The sequence below is a fragment of the Agrococcus sp. SL85 genome (genome assembly GCF_026625845.1).
Taxonomy (GTDB): Bacteria; Actinomycetota; Actinomycetes; order Actinomycetales; family Microbacteriaceae; genus Agrococcus.
In genome coordinates this window covers 2,029,677-2,055,809 of the sequence record NZ_CP113066.1, presented here as the reverse complement: position 1 = coordinate 2,055,809, position 26,133 = coordinate 2,029,677, and the positions used below count along the sequence as shown (strand labels likewise).

Genomic DNA, 26,133 nt, shown 5'->3' with positions numbered 1-26,133 from the left:
CCCAGCGGTCGAGCAGCAGCCAGGCCGCCTCGGGGAAGCGCGATGGCGCGGAAGGGTCGAGCCCGAGCATCCGCACGCCCGCCTCGTACCCGAGCCAGCCCACCCAGGCGCCCGGCAGGGCCGAGCGGGCTCCCTCGAGCGCCGCGATCGCGTCGCCGGCGATCGGCTCGCCGTCGAGTCGGGCGGCCCCGTCCTCCACGAGCAGGCGGTGCGCCCCCACGCCGATGACGTGCGAGCCCTCCGAGGAGGAGTCGAGCCACACGACGTCGCCGCCCTCGGCGGCCGCCTCGAGGGCGGCGAAGGCGGCCTCCGGGGTCGTCGCGACATCGGTCGCCCAGCGGGCGCCGAGGTGCGGCAGGAGCGGCGCCGAGGTGCCTGGCATACGCTCGATCCTATGAGCGCGCCCGCCCGTCCGCCCGCCGCGGCGCCCGCGCAGGCGCAGGGCGCCGCGACCGACGCGGCGGCGCCCTCGGCCGACGCCGCGGCTCCGAGGGCGACCCCTGGATGGGCGTGGACGGGCTCGGCGCTCGAGCCGGTCGACGACGCCGACGCCGCGGCGGCCCGCACGCTCGCCGCCGACTCGTGGCTCGTCGTCGACGGCCGCGTGCTCGCGCTCGACCGCCACGCGCAGCGGTTCCAGGAGGCCGTCGCCGCGGTCGGCGGCGACCGCCTCGACGCGCGCTCGATCGTGCGTCGGGCCGCGTCGGTCGTGCCGGACGGCCGCTGGTCGCCGCGGGTCGACCTCACGCCCGAGGGCCTCCGCCTGCGGCTGCGCCCCGCGCCGCCCGCGCAGCGCTCCGTCGAGGTCGTGACGGCCGCGCGCGACCCGCGCGCGCATCCGCTGACGAAGGGGCCCGACCTCGTCGCCCTCGCTGCGCTGCAGGCCGAGGAGTCCGCGCGCGTCGGCACGGCGGTCGAGCCGATCCTCGCCCCCGGCGGGCGCGTCGCCGAGGGCGCCTGGTCGGCCCTCCTGTGGTGGCGCGGCGACGCGCTGCACGTGCCCGCCGCCGAGGTCGTGCGCCTCCCCTCCGTGACCGCGGCCGTCCTCGCCGAGGTCGCGCGCATCGACGGCGTGCGGCTCGTCGAGGAGGCCGCCTCGCCCGACGACCTCGCGGGCTGCGAGGTGTGGCTCGCGAACGCGCTCCGCGGCATCCGCGGCGTCGCGCGCTGGCACGGCGGTCCCGAGCTCGCGCCCCCGACGCGCGTCGACGCGTGGCGCGCCCGGCTCGACGGCCTCCGCACCCGCCCCCGCGGGGGCAGGTCGTGATCGACCAGTGGGTCGACGCGCTGCTCGGCTTCGTCGGCTCGATCGACCCGCTCACCCGCACGCTCCTCGCCGGGCTCGCGATGCTGCTCGAGACGAGCGTGCTGCTGGGCCTCCTCGTGCCGGGCGACACCGTCGTCATCATCGCTGCGCTCGCGATCGAGGAGTGGCCGTGGTGGCTCGCGCTCATCGGGGCGACCCTCGCGGGCGCGATCGCGGGCGAGAGCATCGGCTTCGCCATCGGCCGCTGGTTGGGGCCGCGGATCGAGCGCTGGCTCGGCAGGCGCTGGCCGAAGGCGGCGCTGCGGTGGGCGCGCACCGAGCGCTACCTCTCGCGCCGCGGTGGCATCGCCATCTTCCTCTCGCGCTTCCTGCCCGTGGCGCACTCGCTCGTGCCGCTCATCGCGGGCGCCTCGCGCATGCCCTACCGGCGATTCCTGGCCTGGACGATCCCCGCGTGCCTCCTCTGGGGCACCGCCTACGCGACGGCGGGCTGGCTCGCGGGCGGCACGTACCGCGAGCTCGCCGACCGCCTCCACGGCGCGGGCTACGTGATGGTCGCCGTGATCGGCGTCTTCGTCGTCGGCGTCTACCTCGTGAAGCGGCTGCTGTCGCGGCTCGAGGCGCGGCACCTGGAGGACGACGAGCCGGCCGCGGCCGAGCGCGACGCGGCCGAGCGCGACGCCCGACCGGTCGACGCGCCGAGCCGCGACGAGCGAACGACGTAGCGCAGCGAACGACCTAGAGCTCGGAGCTCACGAGCCAGTCGTCCTCGGGCCGTTCGCGGCAGGCGCCGCCGATCGCGTGGTCGGGCACGCCGCTGCCGGTGCCGCCGCCGACGTGCAGCACCACGCAGCCGTCGTCGACCTCGAAGGTCACGCCCTCGAGGAGCGCCTCCATGCCGTGCTCGCCGGCGCTCGTGATGCGGCGGTCATCCGTCGCGGCGGCGGGCGCCGGGCCCGCGCAGCCGACGAGGCCCGAGAGGGCGGCGCCGACGATCAGCGCGACGGCGGTGCGATCCCTGCGCATGCGTGCCTCCCCCTGTCGCTCCCAGGATGCGGGAGCCGCGCCGTCGGCGCAGGCGGCGGTGCCGCATCGTCATCGGATCGTGACGGGCACCCTCCCGCGCTACGCCGCCTCGACGCGCAGCTCGCGGTGCGCGAGCCCCGCGGGCAGCGGCACGTGGCTGATCGCGAGCACGATGCGGCCCTCGCCCCGCGCGGCGGTGAGGATCTCGCGCAGCAGCGGCTCGGCGAGCTCGGGGTCGACGGAGGCGGTGGGTTCGTCGAGCACGAGGACGCGGGCCTCGGCCAGCAGCGCGCGGGCGAGCGCGATGCGCTGCGCCTGGCCGCCCGAGACGAGCTCGCCGCGCTCCCCGAGCGGCGTCGCGAGGCCGTCGCGCTCGCGCGCCCACCCGTCGAGGCCGACGCGCGCGAGCACAGTCCAGAGCTCCTCCTCGGTCGCCTCGGGCCGGGCGAAGCGGAGGTTCTGCTCGAGGTCCTCGTCGAAGACGTGCGGCCGCTGCTCGACGAGCAGCACGGTGCGGCGCAGCGCATCGGGCGCGATGCCGCGCACGTCGCGGCCGCCAATGCGATAGCCGCCGCTCGACTCCAGGAGCCGCACGAGCGCCATCGCGAGCGTCGACTTGCCGGCGCCCGAGGCGCCCACGACCGCGATCGTCTCGCCCGGGTCCGCGCGGAGCGACACGGGCGCCATCGCGGGCCCGGCGCCCGGCCACGCAGCCTGCAGGCCGTCGAGCTCGAGCGCGCCCGCGGGCGCCTCGTCGTCGCCCTCCTCGGCCGGCACGGCAGCGATCGCCGCAGGCCCGGGCATCGCGCCGACGACCCGCTCGGCCGCCGCGCGCGACTCGCGCCACGCGATGACCGCAGGCGGCACCGCGCCCCACACCTCGAAGACCGCGAGCCCGACGAGCGCGACGAGCGCCGCGAGCGGCGCCGAGAGGCCGCCGGAGACCACGGCGGGCGCGGCGATCCAGGTGGCCACGAGCACGCTGCCGCCGGCGGCGAGCGCGAGCACCGCGGCGCCGGCGCCGGCGGCGACCGCCTGGCGCCGCGCGAGCCGCGCGATGCGGCCGTCGAGCGCGAGGATCGCGGCGCGGCGGCCCTCCTCGGCGCCGTAGGCGCGCAGCAGGTCGAGCGCGCGCACGTGGTCGACGAGCATCGCCGACAGCTGCGACCGCAGCGGCCCGAGCGTCGCGTCGGCGCGGCCGGCGATGCGCGCCGTGAGGAGCGCCGCGGCCCCGCCCGCGAGCAGGACCGCGACGAGCAGCGCGAGGCCCGCCGCGGGCAGGATCCACGTGACGGTCGCGATCGCGAGGCCCACGGCGATGCCGCTCGCGGTGAGCGGCCCGACGACGCGGAGCGGGTGGTCCTGCAGGCGGTCGACGTCGCCGACGAGGCGCGGCATGAGCTCGCTCGAGCGGCCGAGGCCCACGGGCGCGACGGGCCGGAGGGCCGCGAAAGCCGCGCCGCGCGCGGCGCCGAGCATGCGGAAGGCCGCGTCGTGCGAGACGAGCCGCTCGAGGTAGCGGCCCGCGGCGCGACCGATCGCGAACGCGCGCACGCCGACGATCGCCATCTGCAGGTGCAGGATCGGCGGCTGGAAGGAGGCTGCGGCGAGCAGCCAGCCGGCGGTGCCGAGCAGCGCGATCGCGAGCACGGCGGTGAGCGCGGCCGCCGCGATGCCCGCGCTCGTCGCCCGGCCCCCGCCGAGCGAGCGCAGCAGGGCGCGGCCGCTCGAGAGGTCGACGCGGCGCGCGCCCGAGGGCCCGTGCGTTCCGTCGTGGACGAGGGCGGCCGCGCTCGAGCGGTCCGCGTCCGGTCCTGCGGCGGCGCTCATCGCTCCCCCACCCGCACGACGCGGTCGGCCTCGGCGAGCACCGCCGCCCGGTGGCTCGCGACGAGCACGATCGCGCCCTCGTCGGCCGCCGCGCGCAGGCCCTGCAGCACGCGCGCCTCCGCCGCCGCGTCGAGCGCGCTCGTGGGCTCGTCGGCGAGCAGCATGCGCGCGCCCGAGGCGACGCGGTGCAGGGCGCGCGCGAGCACCACGCGCTGCGCCTGCCCGCCCGAGAGCCCGAGCGAGCCGCCCGTCGCGGGCTCGAGCCTCGCGTCGAGCGGCACCTCGACGCCCGCGCGGTCGAGCGCGGCGAGGAGCGCGCCGTCGGAGGCGCCGGTGGTGCCGAGCGCGAGGTTGTCGCGCACGCTGCCCGTGACCACCGCATCCCAGGCGCCCTGGGGCGCCCACGCGAGGTCGGCGGCCGTGACGGCGCGGCCGTCGAGCCCCGCCCGGCCGCGCGAGGCCGCGAGCCCGAGGAGCGCCGCGAGCACGCTCGTCTTGCCCGCGCCCGAGGGTCCCGCGAGCACGACGAGGCTCGCCCGGCGCGGCCGCGAGCGACACGGGCGGCAACCAGCGCTCGCCGCGGCGCACCTCCAGCGCGTCGACGACGAGACCCGCGCCGCGCGCCGGCTCGGGCCGCGCGGGCGCCTCCGGCGCGTCGACGAGGTCGAGCACCGCGCGCGAGGCCTCGAGCCCCTCGGTGGAGGCGTGGAAGGCGGCGCCCACGGCCCGCACGGGCAGGAAGGCGTCGGGCACGAGGATCAGGACGCTGAAGGCGAGGGCGATGGCGATGTCGCCCTCGACGAGGCGCACGCCCACCGAGACGGCCACGATCGCGACCGCGAGGCTGCCGGCGAGCTCGAGCACCAGCGACGACACGAACGACACGCGCAGCACCGCCATCGTGCGGGTGCGGTGCTCGTCGCCCAGCTGCGCGACGCGGCGCTCGGCGCGCCGGTCGCGGCCGTAGAGGCGCAGCGTCGCGAGGCCCTCGAGCGTGTCGAGCCACGAGCGCGCGAGGCGCCGCGTCGCCGTCCACTGGTCGCGCTGCACGCGCTCGGTCGCGAGGCCGATGAGCACCATGAAGACGGGGATGAGCGGCAGGCACACGAGCACGGCGATGCCGCTGAACGCGTCCTGCAGCCACAGCGCCGCGACGACGACGGGCGTGACGACGACCGTGCGCACGAGCTGCGGCAGGAACTGCCCGAACCAGCCGTCGAGGGCAGCGAGGCCAGGACCCAGCGCCGTCGCGGCGTCCGCCGCCCCGACGGGGCTGCCGTGCGACCCGATCCGGGCGAGCGCGGCCTCCCGCAGCTGCGACTGCACGCGCGCCGCGGCGGCGGGCGCCATCGACCCCGACAGCCACGCGCAGGCGGCGCGCACGAGCACCGCGCCCGCGGCGGCGAGCAGGTCGGGCGCGATGAGGGCGGGCTCGGCGGCGCGGACGACGCCGGCGACCGCGTGGCCCGCGAACCACGCGAAGGCGACCGTCGCGACCGCCTGCACGAGCGCGACGAGCGCCTCCGCGCCCAGGTGCCCGCGGATCGCGCGCGCGTGCCGGAGGAGGCGCGGATCGAGCGGCGCGCGCGGCGTGCGCGCGGGCGCCGCGTCGTCGCGCCCGGCCCCGGCGGCGCGCTCGGGCGCGAGCTGCTCGGTCAGTGCGCGACCTCGACGTGCGAGGCCGTGATGCGCTTGCGGAAGACCCAGTAGGTCCAGATCTGGTAGGCCGCGATCACCGGCAGCGAGAAGAGCGCCGCCCAGCTCATCACCTCGAGCGTGTACGGGCTCGAGGAGGCGTTGGCGACCGTGAGGCCCACGAAGTCGCCCGTGGGGTTGGAGGCGGGCATCACGAAGGGCCCGCCCTCGCGCACGAGGAGCGTGCCGAGGAGCGTGCCGACCGCGAGCGCCACCGTGACGGCCGTGGCGACGAAGGCGCGGCCGTCGCGCTGGGCGCGGTTCGCGACCCACGCGAGGGCGAGCGCGACCGCGGCGAGCGCCGCGAGCACGACGACGAGCGGCTGCGGGTGCTGCAGCACCGTCCAGCCGAGGAACAGCGCCGCGAGCGCGAGCGCGCCGAGGAGGGCGCGGTTCGCGAGGGCGTGCGCGCGCGCCTTGAGCTCGCCGTCGGTCTTGAGCGCGAGGAACACCGCGCCGTGCGCGAGGAAGAGCACGAGCGTCGTGGCGCCGCCGAGGAGCGCGTACGGGTTCAGCAGCGTCAGCAGGCCGCCCGTGACGAGCGCGCCGCCCTGGTGGGCCTCCATCGGCAGCCCCTGGGCGAGGTTCGCGAACGCGACGCCCCAGATGACGGCGGGGATCGCCGAGCCGGCGACGATGCAGGCGTCCCAGCCGGCGCGCCAGCGCGCGGAGTCGCGCTGGTGCCGGAACTCGAACGAGACGGCGCGTGCGATGAGGCCCAGCAGCAGCACGAGCAGCGCCAGGAAGAAGCCCGAGAACATCGTCGCGTACCACTCGGGGAAGGCCGCGAAGAGGGCGGCGCCTGCCACGATCACCCACGTCTCGTTGAGGTCCCAGACGGGCCCGATGGCGTTGATGATGCGCCTGCGGTCGCTCTCGGAGCGGCCGAGGATCGGCAGCGAGAGGCCGACGCCGAAGTCGAAGCCGTCGAGCACGAAGTACGCGACGAACATGAGTCCGACGATGGCGAACCAGACGAGGGCGAGATCCACGGCGGGGCTCCTAGTAGACCGTCACGGGCTTGGCGGGCTTGCCGGCGTCGTCGAGCTCCGGCGCCTCGGCCGGCCCCTTCTGCGCTGCCTTCTGCATGAGGCGGAACTCGATGACGCCGAGGATGCCGTAGATGAGCGTGAAGGCGACGAGCGAGAGCAGCACCTCGAGGCCCGTCACGCCGGGGCTCACGCCGTCGGCGGTGCGCATCTGCGAGAAGACGAGCCAGGGCTGGCGGCCCATCTCGGTGAAGATCCAGCCCACGGTCATGCCCAGCAGCGGCAGCGGGAGGCTCCAGATGGCCACGTTCCAGACCCACCGCGGCAGGTCGATGCGGCCCTTGCGCGTGAGCCAGAGGCCCACGAGCGCGATGCCGAAGGAGAGGAAGCCGAGGCCCATCATCCAGCGGAACGACCAGTAGGTCACCCAGATGATCGGCGTGTAGTCGCCGGGGCCGTAGAGCGCGGTGTACTCGGCCTGCAGGTCGTTGATGCCCTCGACCGTGCCGAGCGGATCGTGGGTGGACAGCAGGGCGAGGAGGTAGGGCACGCGCACCGAGAAGATCTCGTGCTGGCCGTCGGGCGTGCCGAGGCTGAAGAGCGAGAACGAGGCGTCGTAGCCCGATGAGGTCGTGTAGAGCGCCTCGGCCGCCGCCATCTTCATGGGCTGCGCGGCCACCATCGCGAGCGAGACCATGTCGCCGGTGATGAAGGTGAGCATGCCGCCGCCGAGCACCGCGAGGAGGCCCACCCGCAGCGAGCGGCGCATCGACTCGAGGTGCTGGGAGCGCTTGAGGTGCCACGCGCTCACGCCCACCATGACGGCGCCGGCCACCATGATCGACGCGAACATCGTGTGGGGGAACGAGGCGAGCAGCACCGGGTTCGTGAGCACGGCGCCGATGTCGGTGAGCTCGGCCCGCTGGCGGGCCTCGTTGACGACGAAGCCCACGGGGTTCTGCATGAAGGCGTTCGCGGCGAGGATGAAGTAGGCGCTCGCCATCGTGCCGAGCGCGACCATGTAGATCGTCAGCAGGTGGACCTTGGGCGAGAGCTTGTCCCAGCCGAAGATCCAGAGGCCGATGAAGGTCGCCTCGAACGAGAAGGCGATGAGGCCCTCGAACGCGAGCGGGGCGCCGAAGACGTCGCCGACGAAGCGGGAGTAGTCGGACCAGTTCATGCCGAACTGGAACTCCTGCACGATGCCGGTCGCGACGCCGATCGCGAAGTTGATGAGGAAGAGCTTGCCGAAGAAGTGGGTGAGCCGCAGCCACTCGGCGTTGCCCGTGCGCACCCACGCGGTCTGGAAGCCGGCCACGAGCCACACCATGCCGAGCGTGATGGGCACGAAGAGGAAGTGGTAGACCGTCGTGAGGCCGAACTGCCACTGCGAGAGGACGAGCGGATCGAGCTGCTGGGCGAGCGGGACGACGGAGCTCAACGGGGCCACCTTTCGACAGTTCCATCCAACTCTCACAGGTGGCGTGGAGCAAGCCGGAGACGCTATCTGATAGCGAATCCATAAGCCTCGGCGCCCGCTCCGGGCGGCCGGGCCGGGCGGCCGGGCTCGGACCTCAGGCGGTGGGGTCGGGCCAGGCCGTGAAGAGATGCGTGCGGGCGCACTCGTGCGCGAGCGCGATGTAGCGCTCGTCGCCGTCGGCGGCCCGCAGGAAGGCGTAGGAGACGAACGCGTCGACCGCCCCGATCGAGAGCTCGAGCGCCTCCCGCTTCGCCGGATCGAAGGGCAGCGACCACCGCAGCGCGAGGTAGCGCTCGACGTCCTCGAGGATGGGCGCCGTCACGGGCTCCTTGACCGCGGGGCCGAGGTCGAGCGACTCCCCCGCGCGCACCGTGCGGAACGAGGGCTCCGTGCGGCAGACCTCGACCATCGCGTCGATCATGGCGTCGATCGCGTGCAGCCACGTCGCGTGCTCGTCCTGCGCCACCCGCTCGAGCGCGAGGCGCATGCGCTCCTGGTTGCGCGCCGCGAGCGCCACGAGCACCGCGACGCGGTCGGGGAAGTAGCGGTAGACGGTGCCGATCGAGGCGCCCGCGCGCTCGGCGACCAGCGCGGTCGTCAGGTGCTCGATGCCGTGGGACTCGACCACCGCCGCCGCGGCGTCGAGCAGCGCCTCGATGCGCTGCGCGGCGCGCGCCTGCACGGGCTCGTTGCGCACGGTGACGGCTGCGGACTGCCAGCTCGCGGCGTCGGGGGATCCCCCTGTGCCGCCGGTCGTGCCGCCCGCGTCGTGCTCGTCCACCGGCGCCGCCTTCCTGCTGAGGTCCACCTGGTCATGAGAGTATCCCCTGCATGTGCGGTCGGTACGTGCTCGCGACCCCGTCGACCGATCTCGTGGCGCTGTTCGAGGTGGACGAGATCGGCGAGGGCCTCCCGGAGCCCAGCTGGAACATCGCCCCCACCACGCGCGTGGCGGTCGTCGTCGAGCCCGCGCCCCGCGACGAGCGCCCGCCGATCCGCCGTCTCGAGGCGGCCCGCTGGGGCCTCGTGCCGGCGTGGGCGAAGGACGTCTCGGTCGGTCAGCGCGCGTTCAACGCGCGCGTCGAGTCGGCGGCCGAGAAGCCGATGTTCCGCGACGGCGTGCGGTCGCGCCGCGCGCTCGTGCCCGCCGACGGCTGGTACGAGTGGCAGCAGGGCGCCGAGGCGAAGGTGCCGCACTACGTGCACGGCGAGGCGCCGCTCTCGCTCGCGGGCCTCTACGCGTGGTGGAAGCAGCCCGACGGCTCGTGGCTGCTGTCGGCGACGATCCTGACCACCGCCGCCGAGGGGCCGCTCGCCGCGATCCACGAGCGCATGCCGGTCGTCGTCGCGCCCGCGATGCGCGATGCCTGGCTCGACCCCGAGGAGGACGGCGAGGCTGCGCTCGAGGCCGTGGTCGCCGAGGCCCCGGAGGCCGCGGGCGGCCTGGCGATGCACGCCGTCGGCCGCGCGGTCGGCAACGTGCGCGCGAACGGTCCCGAGCTCGTCGCGCCCGCGCCCTGACGGCCGCGGGCGTCCCGGCACGGGCTCGCGGGAGGCCCGGTAGGGTCGTCGCGGACGACAGCACCCGAGCCCAGGAGGTCGCCGTGGAGGAGCTCGATCCGCTCGCCCGCATCCCCGAGCCGATCAAGCACACCGCCGCGCGCATCGAGGACTGGATCCACGAGCAGCGCGAGGCCCACGCGCTGCGCCGCGGGCGCCTCCCCACGGTCGTCGCCTACGCCGGCTACGGCGGCGAGGGCTGGATCCGCGTGCTCGCGCGCGTGCTGCTCGTCGAGCCCGGCGCCGAGCGCAAGGCGCAGTACGAGGACGTGCGAGGCTGGCGCTCGTTCACCTCGATCGCGCTCAACGACGTCGACGTCACCGTCGCCGCCGGCGGCGCTCGGCACGTCGTGACGGCCGACCGCGGCGGCATCGTCGACGCGATCGTGCCCATCCGGCTCGAGCCCGGCTGGCAGGAGGTGACGCTGGAGGTCGCCGGCTCGCCGCCCGTCGCGGCCCCCGTGCTCGTCGTCGACCCGGCCACGCGCTTCGGCGTCGTGAGCGACATCGACGACACCGTCATGGTCACCTCGCTCCCCCGCCCCATGCTCGCCGCCTGGAACGCCTTCGTGCTCGACGAGCACGGCCGCACGCCCGTGCCCGGCATGGCCGTGCTGTACGAGCGCATCGCGCAGCAGCACCCCGAGAGCCCGTTCCTCTACCTCTCGACCGGCGCCTGGAACGCGGCGCCCGCGCTCACCCGCTTCCTCTCGCGCAACCTCTACCCCTCCGGCTCGCTGCTCCTGACCGACTGGGGGCCCACGCACGATCGCTTCTTCCGCTCGGGCAAGGAGCACAAGCGCACGCAGCTGCGGCGACTCGCGCGCGAGTTCCCGCAGATCCAGTGGCTGCTCGTCGGCGACGACGGCCAGCACGACGAGGAGCTCTACGGCGAGTTCGCGAACGCGCATCCCGAGCACGTGCGCGCCGTGGCGATCCGGCAGCTGACGGCGCAGGAGGCGGTGCTCGCGGGCGGCCGCACGCACGCCGAGACCCGTTCGAACCATCCGTGGGTCTGGTCGCCGAACGGCGGCGGGCTCGCGAAGGAGCTCCGCGCGATCGGCGAGCTGCAGCCGCTGTGACCGCGCTCGACGGCCGCCCCGTGCCCGACGGTTGCCCCGTGCCCGACGCGATCCGCCCGATCGCGATCGCCGTCGTGCGCCGCGACGACGGCGCGCTGCTCGTCACGAGCGCCGTCGACCCTGCCACTGGCCGCACCTACGTGCGCCCGCCCGGCGGCGGCATCGAGCCGGGCGAGCGCGCCGCGGAGGCCGTGGTGCGCGAGCTGCGCGAGGAGCTGGGCGTCGAGGCCTCGGCGCCGCGGCTGCTCGACGTCGTCGAGAACCTGTTCGCCTACGCGGGCCGGCCCTTCCACGAGCACGTCTTCGTGCATCGGGTGGCGCTGCCGGCCGGCGTCGTGCTGCCGGAGACGACGGATGCGGGGCATCCGGTGTGGTGGCTGCCGGCCTCGCGCTTCGACGACCCGACGATCGACCTCGTGCCCGCGGGGCTCCTGCGCCTGCTGGAGCGATGACCGCCTGGCTGGAGCGCCACCAGCTCTGGGTGCTGCTCGGCGCCGCGGCGAGCGGCGCCCTCGTCGGCCTGCTGGCGCCGGGCGCGACGCCAGCGCTCGAGGCGGCGACCACGCCCGTGCTCGTGCTCCTGCTCGTCGCAACCTTCCTCGGCGTGCCGCTCGAGGGCCTCCGGACGGCGCTGCGCGACGGCCGCTTCCTGCTCGCGGTGCTCGTCGGCAGCTTCGTCGTCGCGCCGCTGGTCGTGCTGGGGCTCACGCGCTTCGTCGCGGACGACGCCGGGCTCCTCGTGGGCGTCGCGCTCGTGCTGCTCGCGCCGTGCATCGACTACGTGGTCGCGTTCACGCGACTGGCCGGCGGCGACGCGGTGCGGCTGCTCGCCGCGACGCCGATCCTCATGCTCCTCCAGGTGGCCCTGCTGCCGCTGCTGCTCTCGCTCGTGGGCGGCAGCGCCGCCGCGGCGATCGAACCTGCGCCCTTCCTGCAGGCGCTGGGCCTGATGGTGCTGCTGCCGCTCGCGATCGCGGCCGCGGTGCAGCCTGCTCGCGCGCCGCGTGCCGCCGCTGCGCTCCGTGCCGCCCGCGGCGGAGGCCTCGCTCGTGCCGCTCACGGCGCTCACGATCGCGATCGTCGTCGCCGCGCAGCTGCCGGCCGTGGGCGCCGAGGCCGCCTCGCTGTGGCGCCTCGTGCCGCTGTACCTCGTGTTCGCCGCCGCCATGGTCGCGGCGGGCCTGCTCGTGGCGCGGGGCCTCGGGCTCGGCCCGCGCCGCGCGCGTGCCGTGGCGCTCAGCGGCGTCACCCGCAACTCCCTCGTGGTGCTGCCGCTCGCGCTCGCGCTGCCGCCGGCGCTCGGGCTCGCACCGCTCGCGGTCGTCGCGCAGACGCTCGTCGAGCCTCGTGGTGCTCGTCGTGCTCGTGCGGCTGCTGCCGCGGCTCGCGCCGCTGCGCGACGAGCCTCGCTAGCGGGCGAGCGCCTCGCCGGCGCGGCCGCTCGCGCGCACCCAGCCGCCCGCCGCGGTGACGCGCACGGGCTCGTCGCCCAGGAAGCGCATCGCCACGAGCGCGGCGGCCTGCCCCATCGTCATGCCACTCGCGTGCGCCTCGCGGCCCCACACCGAGCGCTCGGCGCGGCGGCGCACGGCCTCGCCCGGCGAGCGCGGCAGGAGCGCCTCGACGTCCTCCGCCGCCTGCGCGGCGAGGCGGCGCACCTCGTCGGGCGAGACCTCGCCCACGGGCGCCCAGCCGCCGCGCGGCGGCGACACCGCCGCCCAGGCGGGACGCCCGACGCCCGCCGGCACCTCGACGTCGGCGCCCTCGCGGAGCGCGTCGCGGAGCGCGGGCAGCGCGACCACGCCGTCGAAGGCGGCAGGCTCGCGCATCCGGGCGGCGCGGGCCACGAGGATCGTGGGGCCGGTGTCGAGCAGGCCGCTCGACGCGGTCATGGGCGTCGTGAGGAGGGCGACGGGGCCGTCGGCCACGAGCCGCACGGTGCCGTCGCCGAAGACGGCGGCGCGATCGAGCAGCAGCACGAGGTCGGCGCGGGCGCGGTCGTCGAGGGCGAGGATGGGGTGCATGCGCTCCCTAGACTAGAGCGGCCCGCCCTGCCCGGAAGGACCCCATGGAGCGCATCCGCCTGCTGCTCGAGACGCTGACGCTCGCCGAGACCGGCGCGCGCACGAGCGAGGACATCTTCACCGGCCCGAGCCATCCCATGCCCTACGGCCGCGTCTTCGGCGGCCAGGTCATGGCGCAGGCCGTCGTCGCCGCGCAGCGCACCGTAGGCGACGACCGGCCCATCCACTCGGTGCACGGCTACTTCGTGCGGCCGGGCGACGTGGAGCTGCCGATCACCTTCGCGGTCGAGCGCATCCACGACGGCCGCTCCTTCTCGACGAGGCGCGTGCAGGCCTACCAGTCGGGCGTGCCGATCATGTCGATGATCTCGTCGTTCCAGATGGTCGACGACGGCCCCTCGTCGCAGCGCGCGATGCCCGAGGGGCTGCCGCACCCCGAGTCGCTGCCGAGCGACGACAGCCTGCTCGCGCCCTACAGCGAGCACCCGCAGGCGCGCGCGGTCATCGCGCGGCCGTTCGACTTCCGCCACGTCGAGGGCCCCGTCTACCTGCCCGATCCCGCGCGCCCCCGCACCGGGAAGCAGCACCTGTGGCTGCGCGCGAAGGACGCGCTGCCGGACGACGACGCGCTGCACCGCGCGGCCCTCGCCTACCTCTCCGACTACGCGATCCTCGAGCCGATCGTGCGCATGCACGGCGCCGCGTGGGCGACGCCCGGGCTGAAGGCCGCGAGCCTCGACCACGCCGTGTGGTGGCACCGCCCCGTGCGCGTCGACGAGTGGCTGCTCCTCGAGCTCGAGACCACCTCCTCCGGCGGCGGCCGCGGCCTCGCGCAGGGCTACGTCTTCACCGCCGACGGCACGCACGTCGCGACCATCGCCCAGGAGGGCATGGTCCGGGTGCCGGAGGCCGGCTGATGGCGGTCGCGCCCCTCGAGCCCGCGCGCCTCATGCGCACGCTGCGCGAGGCCCTGCCGCTGCGCACCGAGCGGCTCGTGCTGCGCGACCTCCGCCCCGCCGACCTCGAGGCGGTGCGCGCCTACCGCAACGCGCCCGGCCAGCGCCGCTGGACGTACAACCGCGACCAGACCGAGGCGGAGCTCATGGCATGGACGGCGGGCGGCGCCGCCACGTTCCTGCGCGACGGCGATGCGCACCAGGTGGGCATCGAGCACGACGGCGCGCTCGTCGGCGACCTCATGCTGCGCGTCACGAGCCTCGGCTCGCGCCAGATGGAGCTCGGCTGGATGACCGCGGCCGAGGTGCAGGGCCGCGGCATCGCGACCGAGGCGGCCCGCGCAGCGCTCGACCTCGCCGTCGCGATGGGCGCCCATCGCGTCGTCGCGCACCTCGACGAGCAGAACGTCGCCTCGCGCCGCGTCGCGGAGCGCCTCGGGATGGTGGTCGAGTCGCGCATGGTCGACGACGAGGTGAACCCCGCCACCGGCGAGTACGGCACCTCGCTCATCCTCGCCGTCCGCCCCTAGGCAGTCGCCGCCGCGCGGGACCGCGCATCGTCGGCGACCTGAGCGGCCCTCGCCTTGCGCCGCTCCGCGCGCAGCAGCAGATGCCCCCACAGCGCTGCGGAGCCGGTGACCGCGGCCGCTGCAGCGATCGCCGCCCAGAGCCCGAGGGCCAGCAGGAGCGCACCCGCCAGCGCGCCGACGCCGATCGTGCCGATCGCCAGGAGCCGCCGCAGCCAGGGCTGCGGCAGCCGGGCACCGATCCACGAGTCGGCCGCGACCCCCGTGAGGGTGGAGGTGACGACGACGGTCGTGAGGTCGGCGACCCGCACGTGGCGGGCGACTGCGGCCTGCACCCCCATGATGAGCCCGAGGATCGCCGTCGCGCCGGTGAGGACCGGCGACGGGGCCGCCCCTGCCATCGGCGACGGCGGGGCGACCAGCATCCAGGCAGCCGTCGCCGCGAGCGACAGGGCCACCGCGCCGATGGCGATCGTGACGGCGTCGCTCCAGGCAGCAGCGCGACCCCGCACGGCCCGACCGCCGATCGCCGCTCCGACCACGAATGCGGCGAGCGCCACGACGGGGCCGAGCACCGGCAGGTCGGTCGTGCCGCTGAGCCCCATGCCGAGCAGCACGACGTTGCCGGTCATATTGCCCGTGAAGACGCGGTCGAGCCCGAGGAACCCCACGGCGTCGACGATCCCGGTGGACGCCGTGAGCAGCAGCATCACTGCGACGAGCTGCCGTCTGGGCGCCTCAGCGGCCGACGGCATAGCCCTGCATCCCGCGCGCGTTCGCCCCTGCGAGGAGCCAGCCGGTGCCGAGGTCGCGCCCGACGGCGCACATGCGGCCGATCTCCCACGGCCCCGCGACCCCGACGCGGTGGCCGCGCGCGCGCAGGCTCGCGATCGTCGATCCTTCCGCCCTGGACTCGATGAGCACGACCCCGGGCTGGAACTCGTGCGGGTAGAACGAGCTCGGCGTGTGGGTCGAGTGGAAGGCGGGCATGTCGATGGCCTCCTGCAGCCCGCGCCCGCCGACGATCCGGTGCAGCAGGAAGTGGAGCGCCCACTGGTCCTGCTGGTCGCCGCCTGGGCTGCCGAAGGCGAGGACCGGCACGTCGTCGTCGAGCACGAGCGTGGGCGAGAGCGTCGTGCGGGGACGCTTGCCCGGCCGCAGCGCGTTCGGGTGGTCTCGGTCGAGCCACGCCATCTGCAGGCGCGTGCCCAGCGGGAAGCCCAGCTCGGGGATGATCGGCGACGAGTGCAGCCACCCGCCGCTGGGCATGAGCGCGACCATGGCGCCCGTGCTGTCGACCGCGTCGACGTGCACGGTGTCGCTGCGAGCCTCGCCGGTCGCGTCAGGGCCGCTGTCGAGCAGGGCAGCCACCGCGTTGGGCTCGCCGACGCCGGAGAGCCCGGTCGGATCGACCTCGTGCCGTGCCACCAGGTCCGGCAGCCTGGGGCGACGCCCCTCGAGCGTGCCGGGCCGGCTCTCGTACGATGCGGTCTCGCCCAGCAGCGCCCGCCGCTCGGCCGTCCGCGCCTCGTCGAGCAGCGCCGCGTGCGGCAGGCCCGGCTCGTCGCCGTACCAGGCCTCGCGGTCGGCGAAGGCCAGCTTCGACGCCTCGACGATCGCGTGGATCCCATCGGCCGTGGCCGGATCGGCGCCGAGCCCCTCGAGGAGCGCGAGCTGCTGCAGGAAGACGGGGCCCTGGCTCCAGAATCCCGGCTTGCACACCGTCAGACCCTCGTGCCGGATGCTGACGGGCGCCTCGAAGGAGGGCCGCCAGCCGGCCATGTCGTCGCCCGTGAGCATGCCGCGATGCGGGCTGCCGCTCGAGTCCATCCAGGCGATGCGACCGAAGGCGTCCACGGCCTCCGCGACGAAGCCCCGGCTCCACGCCGCCATCGCGGCATCGAATCCTGCCTCGCGGCCCGGCGCGGCGTCGGCCGCGTCGATGAGGCGCTCGTAGGTGCGCGCCAGAGCCGGGTTGCGCAGCCGCTCCCCCTCCTTCGGCGGCCTGCCGCCGGGGAGATAGGTCGCCGCCGACGTCGGCCAGTGCTCGCGGAACAGCGCGGCGACGCGCGCGATGTAGGCAGCGATGCGCTCGGTCACCGGGTAGCCGTCTCGCGCGTAGAAGGCGGCGGGCTCCAGCAGGCCCCGCACCGAGGCGGTGCCGCGGTCGCGCGCGAGCAGCAGGAGCGCCATGGTGGCACCCGGCACCGCCGCAGCGGTGGTGCCGGTGCCCGGCACCATGTCGAGGCCGAGCGCCTCGAACGCATCGATCGTGGCCGCGGCGGGCGCGACGCCCTGCCCGCACAGCACCTGCGGGTCTGCACCCGGGCCCGCCGAGAGCACCCCGGTCATGTCGCCCCCCGGGCCGTTCTGGTGCGGCTCGACGACCTGCAGCACGAAGGCCGCGGCCACGGCGGCGTCGAACGCGTTGCCGCCGAGCTCGAGCTGGCGCATGCCCGCCTGCGAGGCCAGCCAATGGGTGGACGAGACCATGCCGAGATCGCCCCGGAGCTCGGGCCTGGTCTGGAAGGTATCGGTCATGCGGTCCTCCTCGGGACGCGGTCGTCGGGTGGCCGCGCCGGCTCGCGCGTGCCGGGCGGTGCGTGGTGCGCGCGTGCGCAGGTCAGCCCAGGTGCAGCAGCTCGTGCACGCCGAGGCTCGCGAAGACGGCGAGGCCGAGGACGAGCGCGACGTTCATGGGCCAGCGGTTGCGATGCGCCGCCGGCATGTGCCGCGAGTTCATGAGCCACAGCAGGCCGGCCATGAGCACGGGCATGAGCAGCGCTCCGAGCGCCGCGTAGACCAGGACGAGCATGACGGGGCGGTCGAGGAACAGCATCGCGAGCGGCGGGATCGACATCCACACGAGGTAGCCGCGGAAGGGCAGGCTGCGCTGGGCGCCGTCGACGCGGTCGCCGCTGCCGCCGCGGGCGACGCCGACGATGTCGGTGAACACGTGCGCGAGCGCGTTGTAGCCGCCGATGAGCGAGGAGTACACGGCCGAGAACATGCCGATGAGCAGCAGCCACATGGCCGGCTGACCGAAGCGGTCCGCGAAGGGCGCGGCCAGCTGGCCGAGGTCGGCGAGCCCGGAGACCTCGGTGCCGGAGCCGTAGAGGAAGGCGGCGCCGACGACCATCATCGCGAGCATGAAGACGAAGGTCATCGCGTAGCCGATGGCGATGTCGAGCCGCATGGCGCCGACGCGGCTCGGGTCCGTCCAGCCGCGCTCGCGGAGCCAGCTGCCGTAGGAGAGCAGCCCGATCGACATGCCGACGCCGCCGATGATGCCGAGCACGTAGAACGCGCCGCCCTCCGGTGCCGTGCCGACGAAGAGCGCGCCGAGGTCGAGCGAGGGCAGCGTCAGCAGCGCGGCGCCGACGATGGAGACGAACATGACGACCACGAAGCCCGCCATGATGCGCTCGAACACGCCGTACCGACCGATCCACAGCACCGAGAGGCCGACGAGGACGGCCACGATCGCGCCGATCCGGCTGTCGACCGCGGGGAACATGGCGTTGATCGTGAGGCCGAGCGCTGCGGCGATCGCCGCGCCGTAGAAGAAGCCGAGGATCACCGAGTAGATGCCGAAGTAGCCCGTGAAGAGCTTCGAGAGGCGGTGGAACCCGAGGATCGGGCTCGTGCCGGTGGCGAGCGACCAGCGGCCGATGCACTCGGTGACGACGTACTTCACGCCGCAGCCGATGATGATCGCCCACGCGAACGTGAGGCCGAAGCTCGCGCCCGCGTTCAGCGACGCGATGAGATCGCCCGCGCCGACGCCTGCCGCGGCCACGATGAGGCCCGGCCCGGCGACGTCGAGGACGCGGCGCAGCCCGCGCGAGGTCGGTCTGGGTGATGCGATGGTGTCGTTCATGATGCTCCGTTGCATGCGTGGGACCCATTTGGTCTGTTGGTCCGACCAGCATGCCACACGATAGGCTTCGTTGCGGTCGAGCACGAGCGAGGGAGCCCATGGACTGGTCGAGCGCATCGCAGCGGTGGTCGTCGATCGGCGGCAACCTCGCCGCAGAGATCGAGCTCATGATCGGCCGGGGCGTGCTGCCCGTCGGCGAGAAGCTGCCGGCCGAGCGGGAGCTCGCCGAGAAGCTCGGGGTCTCCCGCACGACGCTGCGGGAGGCGCTGCTCGCGCTCGAGCTGCGCGGCTTCGTGAGCCGGAGGCCGGGTCGGGGCACGATCGTGCTCGCCGCTGAGCCCGCAGACGCCGGCGCGGGACGATCGGTGCTCACCGAGGCGCGCGCGACGCTCGGGCAGACGATGGAGCTCCGGAGCGTCGTGGAGCCCGGGATCGCGGCCCTGGCGGCCGCTCGCGGCGACGCGGCGGGCGTTGACCGCCTCGAGGCGATCCTCGCCGAGGCGGCCGGCACCGTCAGCGCCACCCGGCTCGCGGAGCTCGACGTCGACTTCCACACGCAGGTCGCTGCGATGTCCGGCAACGACCTGCTGGTCGACCTCATGGGACAGGTGAGCGACTGGGCGGGCTCCTCCCGCCGGCTCGGCTTCGCGAGCCGGGAGCGGACCGCGACGTCGCTCGCGGGGCACGACGCCATCCTCGCGGCGATCCGCGCCGGGGACGCGGACGCCGCGCGTGCCGCGATGGCGGAGCACATCGGCTCGATCCTCGCGCTCGTCGACGCACAGAGCTCGGAGACGATCTGAGGGCGCCGCGGCGCCGCCGCGGCGCCCTCAGATCAGTTGGAGGGGAAGCCGAGGTTCAGGCCGCCGTGGCTCGGGTCGAGCCAGCGGCTCGTGACGACCTTCTCGCGCGTGTAGAACTCGTACGCGTGCCGGCCGTAGGCCTTGCCCTGCCCGAAGATCGACTGCTTCCAGCCGCCGAAGGAGTGGTAGCCGACCGGCACCGGGATCGGCACGTTGATGCCGACCATGCCCACCTGCACCTCGTTCTGGAAGCGGCGGGCGGCACCGCCGTCGTTCGTGAAGATCGCCGTGCCGTTGCCGTAGGGGTTGTCGTTGATGAGCGCGAGCCCCTCCTCGTAGGAGGCGACGCGCACGATCGACAGCACCGGTCCGAAGATCTCCTCGCGGTACGCGGCGGAGGTCGTCGGCACCCTGTCGAGCAGCGTCGGCTTCAGCCAGAAGCCGTTCGGGTCGCCGTCGACGTCAGGATCGCGGCCGTCGACCACGACCTCCGCGCCGTCGTCCGCCGCGGTGCCGATGTAGCCGGCCACCTTGTCGCGGTGCTGCCCGGTGATGAGCGGGCCCATGTCGTTGTCGCGCGTGCCGTCGCCCGTGCGGATCTGCTGCATCTTCTCGGCGATGCGCGCCTGCAGCTCGTCGGCGATCGCGTCGACCGCGACGACGACGGAGATCGCCATGCAGCGCTCCCCCGCCGAGCCGAAGCCCGCGTTGACGGCGGCGTCGGCGGTGAGGTCGAGGTCGGCGTCGGGCAGCACGAGCATGTGGTTCTTCGCGCCGCCGAGGGCCTGCACGCGCTTGCCGTGCTTCGAGCCCGTCTCGTAGACGTGCTGGGCGATCGGGGTCGAGCCGACGAACGAGATCGCGGCGACGTCCGGGTGCGTGAGCAGCGTGTCGACCGCCTCCTTGTCGCCGTGCACGACCGTGAGCACGCCGTCGGGCAGGCCCGCCTCCTGGTAGAGCTCGGCGATGAAGACGGCGGCCGAGGGGTCCTTCTCGCTCGGCTTCAGCACCACGCAGTTGCCGGAGGCGAGCGCGATCGGCGCGAACCACAGCGGCACCATCGCCGGGAAGTTGAAGGGGCTGATGATGCCGACGACGCCGAGCGGCTGGCGCAGCGAGTAGACGTCGACGCCCGTCGAGGCGTTCTCGGAGTACTCGCCCTTCGTCATGAGCGGGAAGGCGGTCGCGAGCTCCACCACCTCGATGGCGCGGGCGATCTCGCCGAGCGCGTCGGCGTGCACCTTGCCGTGTTCGCGCGTGATGATGCGGGCGAGGTCGTCCTGGCGGCCCACGAGCAGCTCGCGGAAGCGGAACATGATCGCCTGGCGCTTCGCGATCGAGAGGTCGCGCCACGCGGGGTACGCCGCCGTCGCCGTCGCGATCGCCTCGGCGACCTCCGCCTCGCTCGCGAGCGGCACCTCGTGCGTCGCGACGCCGAGCGCGGGGTTGAAGACGGGCGCGGTGCGGCCGCTCCCGTCGCTGCGGGCGCCCGCGATCCAGTGCGGGATGCGGGTCGTGGCGGTGGTCTCGACGACGGTGTCGGTCATGGGTGCCCTCCAGGCGGTGCGTCCTTGCGCGGCCAGCCTAGCGGTGTCTGATCGCGCGTCCGCCGACCGGCGAGCGCCCGCCGCGGCGCTGCGCGATCCGCTCAGCGGCGGAAGGCCACCGGCTCCTCGAGGTACGGCTCCCACGCCTCGCGCTCGGCGTCGGTGAGCCGCCGTGGGCGACCGGAGGCCGCGTCGAGCATGACGACGGTCGTCGCCGCGCGGGCGTAGACGACCGCACGGTCCGGCGCCAGCACCTCGTAGCAGATGTCCATGCTGGCGCCGCCCATCCGGCCCACCCACACATCGACGACGATGGGCTCGCGGTGGTGCGGGATCTGCGCGAGGTACTCGGACTCCTGGCGCGCGATGACGGTCACCGAGGAGGCGCCGGGGCCCGCGTCGATGATCGCCGTCGCGGGCGAGCCCTCCGGCCCGCCCGCCCAGAAGGCGTGCACGCGCGCCTCCTCGAGCAGCGTCAGCAGCGAGGCGTTGTTGACGTGGCCGTACGCGTCGAGGTCCGCCCAGCGGACCTGGACCCGGACCTCCAGGCGCATCAGTCCCTCGTCAGCTTGCGGTACGTCGAGCGGTGCGGGTTCGCCGCGTCGGGACCGAGGCGCTCGATCTTGTTCTCCTCGTACGCCTCGAAGTTGCCCTCGAACCAGTACCACTTCGCCGGGTCCTCGTCGGTGCCCTCGTAGGCGAGGATGTGCGTGGCGATGCGGTCGAGGAACCAGCGGTCGTGGGTGATGACCACGGCGCAGCCGGGGAACTCGAGCAGCGCGTTCTCGAGGCTGCCGAGCGTCTCGATGTCGAGGTCGTTGGTCGGCTCGTCGAGCAGCAGCAGGTTGCCGCCCTGCTTGAGGGTGAGCGCGAGGTTGAGGCGGTTGCGCTCGCCGCCGGAGAGGACGCCGGCCTTCTTCTGCTGGTCGGGCCCCTTGAAGCCGAACTGGCTGACGTAGGCGCGCGAGGGGATCTCGGTGTTGCCGACCTGCAGGTAGTCGAGGCCCTCGGAGACGACCTCCCAGAGCGTCTTCTGCGGGTCGATCGCGGAGCGGCTCTGGTCGACGTAGCTGAGCTTGACGGTCTCGCCGATCTTCAGCGAGCCCTCGTCGAGCGGCTCGAGGCCGACGATCGTCTTGAAGAGCGTGGTCTTGCCGACGCCGTTCGGGCCGATGACGCCGACGATGCCGTTGCGCGGCAGCGTGAACGAGAGGCCGTCGATGAGCTTCCGGTCCTCGAAGCCCTTCTCGAGGTCGTTCGCCTCGAGCACGACGGAGCCCAGGCGCGGGCCGGCGGGGATGACGATCTCCTCGAAGTCGAGCTTCCTGGTGCGCTCGGCCTCGGCGGCCATCTCCTCGTAGCGGGCGAGGCGGGCCTTCGACTTCGCCTGGCGGCCCTTCTGGTTCGAGCGGACCCACTCGAGCTCCTCCTTGAGGCGCTTCTGGAGCTTCTGGTCCTTCTTGCCCTGCACCTGGAGGCGCTCGGCCTTCTTCTCGAGGTAGGTCGAGTAGTTGCCCTCGTAGGGGTAGAGGCGGCCGCGGTCGACCTCGCAGATCCAGCCGGCGACGTGGTCGAGGAAGTAGCGGTCGTGCGTGACGGCCATGACGGCGCCGGGGTACTTGGCGAGGTGCTGCTCGAGCCACAGCACGCTCTCGGCGTCGAGGTGGTTGGTGGGCTCGTCGAGCAGCAGCAGGTCGGGCTTCTCGAGGAGCAGCTTGCAGAGCGCGACGCGGCGCTTCTCGCCGCCGGAGAGGGTCGTGACGGGCCAGTCGCCCGGCGGGCAGCGGAGGGCGTCCATCGCCTGCTCGAGCTGCGAGTCGAGGTCCCACGCGTCGGCGGCGTCGATCTGCTCCTGCAGCGTGCCCATCTCGGTCATGAGGGCGTCGAAGTCGGCGTCGGGGTTCGCCATCTCGGCCGAGATCTCGTTGAAACGGTCGATCTTGCCGCGCATCTCGCCGAACGCCTCCTGGACGTTCTCGAGCACGGTCTTCGACTCGTCGAGCTCGGGCTCCTGCATGAGGATGCCGACGGAGTAGCCGGGCGTGAGCTTGGCCTCGCCGTTCGACGGCTGGTCGAGCCCCGCGATGATCTTGAGGATCGTCGACTTGCCCGCGCCGTTGGGGCCCACGACGCCGATCTTCGCGCCAGGGATCACCGCCGTCGTGACGTCGTCGAGGATCACCTTGTCGCCCACCGTCTTGCGGGCGCGCACCATGGAGAAGATGTACTCGGCCATTCCTCCAGTCTAGGGGGCCGCGAGCGAGCCGATCAGGCAGCGGCCGCCGCCGAGGACGCCCGTGCGCATCGCCATCGGCTCGCCGTCGCCGATCTGGCCCACGAGGCACGAGCCGTCGAGCCGCACCGCGACCTCCACGAAGGTCACGGGTGCGCCGAGGGAGTCGAGCTCGCGCGTGCGCTCGATGGCGGCGCGGTCGAACCCCGCGGCCTCGATGGCGTCGACGAGCCCCGCGGGGTCGCTCACGACGCGCCCCTCGAGCGCGGCGCGGAAGGCCGCGAGCTCGGGATCGTCGGCCGCCTCGTCGCCTGCCGGCTCCTCGCCCGACGGGGCGGTCGGCGCCGGGCTGCCGCTGCCCGCGGGCGCGGGCGCGGGCTCGGCGGAGGTGGGAGCGGGCGTGAGCGGGCCCGCGTCGCCGCAGCCGGCGAGGCCGAGCACGAGCGCGGCAGCGCCACCGAGCGCGGCCAGGCGCGCCGCGGCACGGCGGCCGGTGATGGCGGGCTGGCGCACGGCGCCTCCTCGTGACGGGAGCGGACGCCCCCAGCCTAGGGGTCAGAACGGCGTCTGCCCGGGTTCGCCCGGGCTCGCCCACGCGACCTGCGGCTCCGCGCCGGCGGCGACCGGCACGGCGTCCGCCGCCGCCTCGTCGCGGCCCTCGCGAGCCTCCGGCGCACCCTGCCGCTCGCCCGCGGCTGCGTGCGCGTCGCGGGCGATCCGCTCGCGCTGCGTGCGGGCGAAGCGCATCGAGTGGCCGACGTGCTCGGCGCGGATGCGGATGCTCGTGCCGCGCCGCTCCCCCGACTCCCACTGCTCGACGCGCAGGCGGCCGACGACGATGAGCTGGTCGCCCTTCGCCACCGACGCGGCGACGTTCGCAGCGAGGCGGCCCCAGGCCTCGACGCCGTACCAGTTGGTGTAGGCGTCCTCCCACTCCTCGGAGCCGGGGCGCTTGCGACGGGCGGTGCTCGCGATGCGGAGCTCGGCGACCTGCTCGCCGTGGACGGTCTTGAGGACGGGCTCCGCCGCAGCGGCGCCGATGACGGTGATGGTGTCGTGCATGCCGCGAGGGTGCGGCATCGGCGGCCCGTGCCGCAGCGGCAGGAGCGCGGGCTGTGGAGAGCGGGCCGGCGGAGAGGGGACCGGTGGAGCGCCCATACGTGGAGCGCCCACCCGCAGGGGCTCGACCGGCCGGGCCTCGATCCCTCATCCCGCACCGAGCGCGACCGCAGGGCGCCCTGAGCATCCTGCAGGATCCCTCAGCATTCGAGAACGCTGTGATCAAACACCCGCCGCAGCCGGTCGCGGCCGCCTAGCGTCGGCCCCAGGACCAGCTGTCGGGAGGCTCCCATGCCGCGCTTCATCGTCGACACCAGCAACGAGCACGTCGTGCACGACGCGGACATCCGCCGCGGCTGCCACCCCGCGCCCGCCGAGCAGCTCTCGCTCGGCTCGCACCGCGGCTGCCGCAGCGCGCTCGCGCTCGCCGTGGCCCGCTACGGCACCGCGAACGGCTGCGCGTTCTGCACGCCGCTCTGCCGGCTCTGAGCCGCCTCGGCGGGCAGCGCCGCCGCGATCCTGCGCGTCAGGCGGTGAGGTAGGGCGCGAAGCCCGCCCGGATCTTGTTGACCTTCGGCACGGCGACCGCGAGGCAGTAGCCCTGCGTGGGGTTCTTGGCGAAGAAGTCCTGGTGGTAGTCCTCGGCGTCGAACCACTCGCCGAGCGGCTCGAGCGTCGTGACGATCGTGCCCGGCCACCACTCCCCGGCCCGCGCGATGGCCGCCTCGAACACGGCGCGCTCGGCCTCGTCCCGGTAGAACATCGCCGAGCGGTACTGCGTGCCGACGTCGTTGCCCTGGCGGTTCAGCTGCCGGGGGTCGTGCATCGTGAAGAACATGTCGAGCACGACCTCGGTGGGCACGCGCGACTCGTCGTAGACGACCTTGACGGCCTCCGCGTGGCCCGTGGTGCCCGTGCACACCTGCTCGTACGTCGGGTGCGAGAGCCGGCCCCCCGTGTACCCGGAGACGACGTCCTCGACGCCGTCGACGATGCGGTACGCGGCGTCCAGGCACCAGAAGCAACCACCGGCGAGCACGATCTCCTGCATGTCCACGAGCCTACTCCGGCGCCCTATGGGCGGGCTCTGCGCGCGACCGTGTGGGTGGCCGCGCCTAGCGTCGGAGACGAGGAAGGGAGCGACCATGGCGATCATGACCCCACGGGCGCGGCGCGCGGCGCCGACCGCGCCCCACGTCAGCACGCGGCGCGTGCGCGACGACCTCTGGCGCGTGTCGAGCACCACGGGCATCGCGCTCGGCTACGTCGCGCGCCTCGAGGGGCCCGTCGGTCCGTCGTACGAGGCGCGGAGGCTCGTGCCCGGCTCCACGACGATGCTGCCGATCGGCGGCGGCTGGTCGGTGGAGGACGCGCTGGCCTGCTTCACCGGGCCCTAGGCCGCGGCCCGGCCGCGCCGAGGTCCGGGGGCAGCAGCGCCGCCGCCCACGCATCGCGGTGCTGCACGGCGTACGCCGTGACCGCCGCCCAGTGCGCGCCGTGGCCAGCGTCGTGCATCGTCGCCCACGGCTCGCGCCCGGTGCGGCGGCTCGAGCGCAGCAGCTCCAGCATCGCGCCGGCGCGGGCGCCCAGCGCCTCGGGGAGGTCGCGGCGCAGGTCGCCGTCGGCGCCGTACCCGTCGACGAGGGCGGCGAGGTCCGCAGCCGCCTCCACCGGCTCGCGCGCGGGGTCGGAGAGCGCGAACGCCTGCGCGGCGTAGGCGAGGTCCCACAGGCGGGTGCTCGGCGCGGCGCCGTCCCAGTCGATGAAGGTCCACCGATCGCCGAGCACGAGGTTCCACGGACCGAGGTCGTTGTGGCACACGAGCTCCGCCCCCGGCGCGGCGATGACGGGATCCCAGGCGGCACCGACGGGCGGGCGCCAGCCGACGCTCGCGTCGTGGATCGCGCGCACGAGCCGGCCGACGCGAGCGAGGTCCGCTCGGCCGAGCGGCATGACGTCCATCGCGAGCGCACCGGGCACGAACTCCAGCACGGCGCGGCCCTGGTCGTCGACGCCGATTGGCTCGGGCGCGGGGACGCCGCGGGAGCGCAGCTCGGCGAGCAGCGCGGCCACGGCCTCCCAGGACGAGGGCCGTGCCTTGCGCACCGTGGTCCCCACGCGCACCACCCGGCCGCTCGCGTTGCCGCCGGAGAGCTCCTCCTCGATCACCCTCCG

At 74.7% G+C, this 26,133-nt stretch carries 28 protein-coding genes and 1 pseudogene; 11 read left to right on the top strand and 18 right to left on the bottom strand.

Annotation, left to right across the window (positions count from 1 at the left end; translation table 11 throughout):
- Window positions 1-394 precede the first annotated feature (394 nt).
- Both OVA14_RS10210 and OVA14_RS10205 read left to right on the top strand, forming a co-directional pair.
- Window positions 395-1,267 (top strand): aminotransferase class IV, encoded by an 873-nt coding sequence (locus tag OVA14_RS10210; protein ID WP_267503770.1) that lies wholly within the window; start codon window positions 395-397, stop codon window positions 1,265-1,267.
- Window positions 1,267-1,992, top strand: coding sequence for a DedA family protein (locus tag OVA14_RS10205; RefSeq protein WP_267505564.1), 726 nt, complete (start codon window positions 1,267-1,269; stop codon window positions 1,990-1,992). The genes OVA14_RS10210 and OVA14_RS10205 overlap by 1 nt, the downstream gene beginning before the upstream one ends.
- A gap of 13 nt (window positions 1,993-2,005) precedes the next feature.
- Here OVA14_RS10205 and OVA14_RS10200 read toward each other — a convergent pair whose 3' ends face one another.
- The 7 genes and pseudogenes from OVA14_RS10200 to OVA14_RS10170 all read right to left on the bottom strand — a co-directional run bounded on the left by OVA14_RS10200 (window position 2,006) and on the right by OVA14_RS10170 (window position 9,095).
- Window positions 2,006-2,293: a hypothetical protein gene (locus OVA14_RS10200; RefSeq protein ID WP_267503769.1), complete on the bottom strand. Its 288-nt coding sequence runs from the start codon at window positions 2,291-2,293 to the stop codon at window positions 2,006-2,008.
- A 99-nt stretch (window positions 2,294-2,392) separates the two neighbouring features.
- Window positions 2,393-4,123: a thiol reductant ABC exporter subunit CydC gene (gene cydC, locus OVA14_RS10195; RefSeq protein ID WP_267505563.1), complete on the bottom strand. Its 1,731-nt coding sequence runs from the start codon at window positions 4,121-4,123 to the stop codon at window positions 2,393-2,395.
- Window positions 4,120-4,647, bottom strand: a complete 528-nt coding sequence (locus OVA14_RS10190; RefSeq protein ID WP_267505562.1) for an ATP-binding cassette domain-containing protein — start codon at window positions 4,645-4,647, stop codon at window positions 4,120-4,122. Before OVA14_RS10190 ends, cydC begins: the two co-directional genes overlap by 4 nt.
- Before the next feature lie 292 nt (window positions 4,648-4,939).
- Window positions 4,940-5,629, bottom strand: a pseudogene (locus tag OVA14_RS10185) (ABC transporter transmembrane domain-containing protein); the annotation flags it as partial.
- 149 nt (window positions 5,630-5,778) lie between these two features.
- Window positions 5,779-6,810, bottom strand: coding sequence for a cytochrome d ubiquinol oxidase subunit II (cydB, locus tag OVA14_RS10180; RefSeq protein WP_267503768.1), 1,032 nt, complete (start codon window positions 6,808-6,810; stop codon window positions 5,779-5,781).
- A gap of 10 nt (window positions 6,811-6,820) precedes the next feature.
- Complete coding sequence (locus OVA14_RS10175) at window positions 6,821-8,248, bottom strand: cytochrome ubiquinol oxidase subunit I (RefSeq protein WP_267503767.1); 1,428 nt, start codon at window positions 8,246-8,248, stop codon at window positions 6,821-6,823.
- A 133-nt stretch (window positions 8,249-8,381) separates the two neighbouring features.
- Window positions 8,382-9,095, bottom strand: coding sequence for a TetR/AcrR family transcriptional regulator (locus OVA14_RS10170; protein ID WP_267503766.1), 714 nt, complete (start codon window positions 9,093-9,095; stop codon window positions 8,382-8,384).
- Between the two features lie 23 nt (window positions 9,096-9,118).
- Here OVA14_RS10170 and OVA14_RS10165 point away from each other — a divergent pair, with 23 nt between their 5' ends.
- From OVA14_RS10165 to OVA14_RS10150, 4 genes are all read left to right on the top strand, one after another.
- On the top strand, window positions 9,119-9,808 hold the full coding sequence (locus OVA14_RS10165) for an SOS response-associated peptidase (protein WP_267503765.1): 690 nt from the start codon (window positions 9,119-9,121) through the stop codon (window positions 9,806-9,808).
- A gap of 83 nt (window positions 9,809-9,891) precedes the next feature.
- Window positions 9,892-10,929, top strand: a complete 1,038-nt coding sequence (locus tag OVA14_RS10160; protein ID WP_267503764.1) for an App1 family protein — start codon at window positions 9,892-9,894, stop codon at window positions 10,927-10,929.
- Window positions 10,930-10,967: 38 nt separating this feature from the next.
- Window positions 10,968-11,381, top strand: a complete 414-nt coding sequence (locus OVA14_RS10155; RefSeq protein ID WP_267503763.1) for an NUDIX hydrolase — start codon at window positions 10,968-10,970, stop codon at window positions 11,379-11,381.
- Window positions 11,378-12,400, top strand: coding sequence for a bile acid:sodium symporter (locus OVA14_RS10150; protein WP_267503762.1), 1,023 nt, complete (start codon window positions 11,378-11,380; stop codon window positions 12,398-12,400). Before OVA14_RS10155 ends, OVA14_RS10150 begins: the two co-directional genes overlap by 4 nt.
- Here OVA14_RS10150 and OVA14_RS10145 read toward each other — a convergent pair.
- Complete coding sequence (locus OVA14_RS10145) at window positions 12,339-12,953, bottom strand: hypothetical protein (protein ID WP_267503761.1); 615 nt, start codon at window positions 12,951-12,953, stop codon at window positions 12,339-12,341. The genes OVA14_RS10150 and OVA14_RS10145 overlap by 62 nt on opposite strands.
- Before the next feature lie 44 nt (window positions 12,954-12,997).
- Here OVA14_RS10145 and OVA14_RS10140 point away from each other — a divergent pair, with 44 nt between their 5' ends.
- A complete protein-coding gene (locus OVA14_RS10140) occupies window positions 12,998-13,870 on the top strand; it encodes an acyl-CoA thioesterase (RefSeq protein ID WP_267503760.1) in 873 nt (290 codons plus the stop codon).
- Window positions 13,870-14,439 (top strand): GNAT family N-acetyltransferase, encoded by a 570-nt coding sequence (locus OVA14_RS10135; RefSeq protein ID WP_267503759.1) that lies wholly within the window; start codon window positions 13,870-13,872, stop codon window positions 14,437-14,439. Before OVA14_RS10140 ends, OVA14_RS10135 begins: the two co-directional genes overlap by 1 nt.
- Here the strand turns inward: OVA14_RS10135 and OVA14_RS10130 are convergent.
- The 3 genes from OVA14_RS10130 to OVA14_RS10120 all read right to left on the bottom strand — a co-directional run bounded on the left by OVA14_RS10130 (window position 14,436) and on the right by OVA14_RS10120 (window position 18,316).
- The gene (locus OVA14_RS10130; protein ID WP_267503758.1) at window positions 14,436-15,146 is read right to left on the bottom strand and encodes a DUF1275 family protein; all 711 of its coding nucleotides are present in this window, start codon (window positions 15,144-15,146) and stop codon (window positions 14,436-14,438) included. The genes OVA14_RS10135 and OVA14_RS10130 overlap by 4 nt on opposite strands.
- A gap of 28 nt (window positions 15,147-15,174) precedes the next feature.
- Complete coding sequence (locus tag OVA14_RS10125; RefSeq protein ID WP_267503757.1) at window positions 15,175-16,977, bottom strand: gamma-glutamyltransferase family protein; 1,803 nt, start codon at window positions 16,975-16,977, stop codon at window positions 15,175-15,177.
- 82 nt (window positions 16,978-17,059) lie between these two features.
- Window positions 17,060-18,316 carry an Nramp family divalent metal transporter gene (locus tag OVA14_RS10120; RefSeq protein ID WP_267503756.1) on the bottom strand — a complete coding sequence of 419 codons (1,257 nt, stop codon included), beginning with the start codon at window positions 18,314-18,316 and terminating at the stop codon, window positions 17,060-17,062.
- A 98-nt stretch (window positions 18,317-18,414) separates the two neighbouring features.
- On the opposite strand from OVA14_RS10120, the gene OVA14_RS10115 reads away from it, so the two are divergent.
- Entirely contained in the window at window positions 18,415-19,119 is a 705-nt protein-coding gene (locus tag OVA14_RS10115) for a FadR/GntR family transcriptional regulator (RefSeq protein ID WP_267503755.1), read from the top strand.
- Between the two features lie 32 nt (window positions 19,120-19,151).
- On the opposite strand, the gene OVA14_RS10110 is transcribed toward OVA14_RS10115, so the two are convergent.
- From OVA14_RS10110 to OVA14_RS10090, 5 genes are all read right to left on the bottom strand, one after another.
- Window positions 19,152-20,666, bottom strand: a complete 1,515-nt coding sequence (locus tag OVA14_RS10110) for a CoA-acylating methylmalonate-semialdehyde dehydrogenase (protein WP_267503754.1) — start codon at window positions 20,664-20,666, stop codon at window positions 19,152-19,154.
- A 101-nt stretch (window positions 20,667-20,767) separates the two neighbouring features.
- The gene (locus OVA14_RS10105; protein ID WP_267503753.1) at window positions 20,768-21,220 is read right to left on the bottom strand and encodes an acyl-CoA thioesterase; all 453 of its coding nucleotides are present in this window, start codon (window positions 21,218-21,220) and stop codon (window positions 20,768-20,770) included.
- On the bottom strand, window positions 21,220-22,902 hold the full coding sequence (gene ettA, locus OVA14_RS10100; protein ID WP_267503752.1) for an energy-dependent translational throttle protein EttA: 1,683 nt from the start codon (window positions 22,900-22,902) through the stop codon (window positions 21,220-21,222). The genes OVA14_RS10105 and ettA overlap by 1 nt, the downstream gene beginning before the upstream one ends.
- A gap of 9 nt (window positions 22,903-22,911) precedes the next feature.
- Window positions 22,912-23,412: a DUF6993 domain-containing protein gene (locus OVA14_RS10095; RefSeq protein WP_267503751.1), complete on the bottom strand. Its 501-nt coding sequence runs from the start codon at window positions 23,410-23,412 to the stop codon at window positions 22,912-22,914.
- Window positions 23,413-23,454: 42 nt separating this feature from the next.
- Window positions 23,455-23,961, bottom strand: a complete 507-nt coding sequence (locus OVA14_RS10090) for a single-stranded DNA-binding protein (RefSeq protein ID WP_267503750.1) — start codon at window positions 23,959-23,961, stop codon at window positions 23,455-23,457.
- 288 nt (window positions 23,962-24,249) lie between these two features.
- Here OVA14_RS10090 and OVA14_RS10085 point away from each other — a divergent pair, with 288 nt between their 5' ends.
- A complete protein-coding gene (locus tag OVA14_RS10085; RefSeq protein ID WP_267503749.1) occupies window positions 24,250-24,447 on the top strand; it encodes a hypothetical protein in 198 nt (65 codons plus the stop codon).
- Between the two features lie 37 nt (window positions 24,448-24,484).
- Here OVA14_RS10085 and msrA read toward each other — a convergent pair whose 3' ends face one another.
- The gene (gene msrA, locus OVA14_RS10080) at window positions 24,485-25,009 is read right to left on the bottom strand and encodes a peptide-methionine (S)-S-oxide reductase MsrA (RefSeq protein ID WP_267503748.1); all 525 of its coding nucleotides are present in this window, start codon (window positions 25,007-25,009) and stop codon (window positions 24,485-24,487) included.
- Between the two features lie 94 nt (window positions 25,010-25,103).
- Between msrA and OVA14_RS10075 the strand changes: the two genes are divergently transcribed.
- Window positions 25,104-25,355 (top strand): hypothetical protein, encoded by a 252-nt coding sequence (locus tag OVA14_RS10075; RefSeq protein ID WP_267503747.1) that lies wholly within the window; start codon window positions 25,104-25,106, stop codon window positions 25,353-25,355.
- Here OVA14_RS10075 and OVA14_RS10070 read toward each other — a convergent pair.
- Complete coding sequence (locus OVA14_RS10070) at window positions 25,342-26,127, bottom strand: phosphotransferase (protein WP_267503746.1); 786 nt, start codon at window positions 26,125-26,127, stop codon at window positions 25,342-25,344. The two genes, OVA14_RS10075 and OVA14_RS10070, sit on opposite strands and share 14 nt — an antisense overlap.
- Window positions 26,128-26,133 lie beyond the last annotated feature (6 nt).